The organism is Parvibaculum sp., assembly GCF_035511255.1.
In the GTDB taxonomy this organism is placed as follows: domain Bacteria; phylum Pseudomonadota; class Alphaproteobacteria; order Parvibaculales; family Parvibaculaceae; genus Parvibaculum.
This window is the reverse complement of the sequence record NZ_DATKFR010000368.1, coordinates 1-2,075: the sequence shown is the minus strand read 5'-3', so window position 1 is coordinate 2,075 and position 2,075 is coordinate 1. Positions and strand designations below refer to the sequence as shown.

At 64.3% G+C, this 2,075-nt stretch carries 3 protein-coding genes; 2 read left to right on the top strand and 1 reads right to left on the bottom strand.

Annotation, left to right across the window (positions count from 1 at the left end):
- Nucleotides 1-98: 98 nt before the first annotated feature.
- Nucleotides 99-791: a TetR/AcrR family transcriptional regulator gene (locus VMR03_RS14060; RefSeq protein ID WP_325406265.1), complete on the bottom strand. Its 693-nt coding sequence runs from the start codon at nucleotides 789-791 to the stop codon at nucleotides 99-101.
- Between the two features lie 132 nt (nucleotides 792-923).
- On the opposite strand from VMR03_RS14060, the gene VMR03_RS14055 reads away from it, so the two are divergent.
- Nucleotides 924-1,382, top strand: a complete 459-nt coding sequence (locus VMR03_RS14055) for a PaaI family thioesterase (protein WP_325406263.1) — start codon at nucleotides 924-926, stop codon at nucleotides 1,380-1,382.
- Nucleotides 1,383-1,405: 23 nt separating this feature from the next.
- Nucleotides 1,406-2,075, top strand: a 670-nt coding sequence (locus VMR03_RS14050; RefSeq protein WP_325406261.1) for an MFS transporter, incomplete at its 3' end; no start/stop codon positions are given.

Genomic DNA, 2,075 nt, shown 5'->3' with positions numbered 1-2,075 from the left:
GTTGATGCCGGCATCGAGGGACTGGCCGACAAGGGCGTCGGCTTCCTTCTGGCCGAGGCCGCCCATCAGGGCGAAGAGCGAATTGCCGCCGCCGAATGTCATGGTGCCGAGGCAGAGACGGGAAACGAAGACGCCGGTATTGCCGAGTTGGGCATATTGCATGTCAGGTTCCTTCGGGAGTGTGGGGGAGGGGGATCAGGTTCGGCTGGCGATGGCGTCCCAGCAGGCGTGATGACCTCCTGGATACGCGCCTCGTCGATCTTGCAGGCGCCGGAGATGGCGCGCGCCGCAAGCGCGTTCATCGGACCGGAAATGAGGGATGTGATGATCTCGGGCGGCAGGGTTTTGAAGATGCCCTCGCGATAGCCCTCGGCGTAGAAATGAACGAGGTCTTCGGCGATCTCGCTCTGGATCGACTTCGCGGCATCGCGCAGATAAGGCGAATGCGCGTACTGCTCCGCGAAGCGGAATTCGAGCGGATGGGTGACGCAATATTCCATGCCGTTGCGCCAGAGCCGGTCGAAGCGCTGCCGCAAGGAGAGGGCGGGATCGTAGCCGGCGAGGGTCGCCTCGATGCGCCGGGCCTTGATGTCGGTGTAGAGCGCGTGGATCAGCTCTTCCTTGCTCTCGAAGTGGCGGTAGATGGTGCCGACCGGGATTCCCGCATGTTGCGCGAGTTTGGCCATGGGCGCGGCGTGGAAGCCTCCCTCCCAGAACAGGTCGAGCGCGGCATCGAATATCTGGCGGCGCTTGTCGTCCTTGTCGGCTTCGGATTTGGAATGAACGTTCATTCCGGGTAGATAGGAGGCCAGTTCGCCCGTTCAAGGCGTCTCTCCAAGATTTTAGGCAGGCGGCGGTTTAAAGGTTTGGGTAGGAATGCGGGCCCAAGGGCCCAAAGAGGCCGAGCAAGTGGAGGCGTGAGAATGGCGGACCTGAAGCCCATCATGAGCGTCGAGGAACTCGACCGCTTCATGGACGTCGCCTTCCCGCAGATGCATGAAGGCGGGCGGCTCAACGTGATCGAGGCCGTGGGGCCGGGCGCGGCGCGGCTGCGGCTCCGCTACTCGGATCGAAACCTTCGGCCGGGCGGCACGATCTCCGGCCCGGCCATGATGGCTCTTGCCGACTATGCGATGTATGCCGTCGTGCTCGCCCATATCGGGCCGGTGGCGTTGGCGGTCACGACCAATCTCAATATCAACTTTCTGAGAAAGCCATCGCCTGCGGATATCGTCGCGGAAGCGAAGCTGCTGAAACTCGGACGCCGGCTCGCCGTCGGCGATGTGCTGATGTGGCAGGACGGGCAGGACGGCCCGGTCGCCCATGTGACCTCGACCTATTCGATCCCGCCTGTGCCGGGCGCGAGCGCCGGGAACGCATAAAGACGCCGCGATTTGGAATGACGATGGAACCGAGCGCAACCGACGGACTGCCGATACCCCAGCGCTACAGGGCCATTGCGGTGGTCGGTCTCGGCGTCACCATGGCTGTGCTCGACGGCGCCATTGCCAACATCGCGCTGCCGACCATCGCGCGGGATCTCAATGCGACGCCCGCCGAATCCGTCTGGATCGTCAACGCCTATCAGCTCGTCGTGATGATCTCGCTGCTGCCGCTCTCCTCGCTCGGCGAAACGATCGGCTATGCGCGAATCTACCGCGTGGGGCTTGCGATCTTCGGCGTCGCGTCGCTCGCCTGCGCGCTGTCGGATTCGCTGACGACGCTCACGCTCGCGCGTGTGCTGCAGGGCGCGGGCGCGGCCTGCCTGATGAGCGTCAACACGGCGCTGATCCGCTTCATCTATCCGCGTGCGCAACTCGGCCGCGGCATCGGCATCAACGCCTTCGTTGTCGCGACAGCGGCGGCGGCGGGCCCGACCATTGCCGCCGGTATCCTCTCGATTGCGGACTGGCCCTGGATATTCGCGGTCAACGTGCCGATCAGCCTTCTGGCCTTCGCCATATCGCGCAGCCTGCCGGGCACGCGCCGCGCCACACATCGTTTCGACTGGGGCAGCGCGGCACTCAACGCCATCGCCTTCGCTCTTCTCATCACCATCATCGACGATATCGGCC

Coding starts and splice junctions, on each gene's coding strand:
- VMR03_RS14055 (WP_325406263.1), top strand. CDS start 924: ATGGCGGACCTGAAGCCCATCATGAGCGTCGAGGAACTCGACCGCTTC.
- VMR03_RS14060 (WP_325406265.1), bottom strand. CDS start 791: ATGAACGTTCATTCCAAATCCGAAGCCGACAAGGACGACAAGCGCCGC.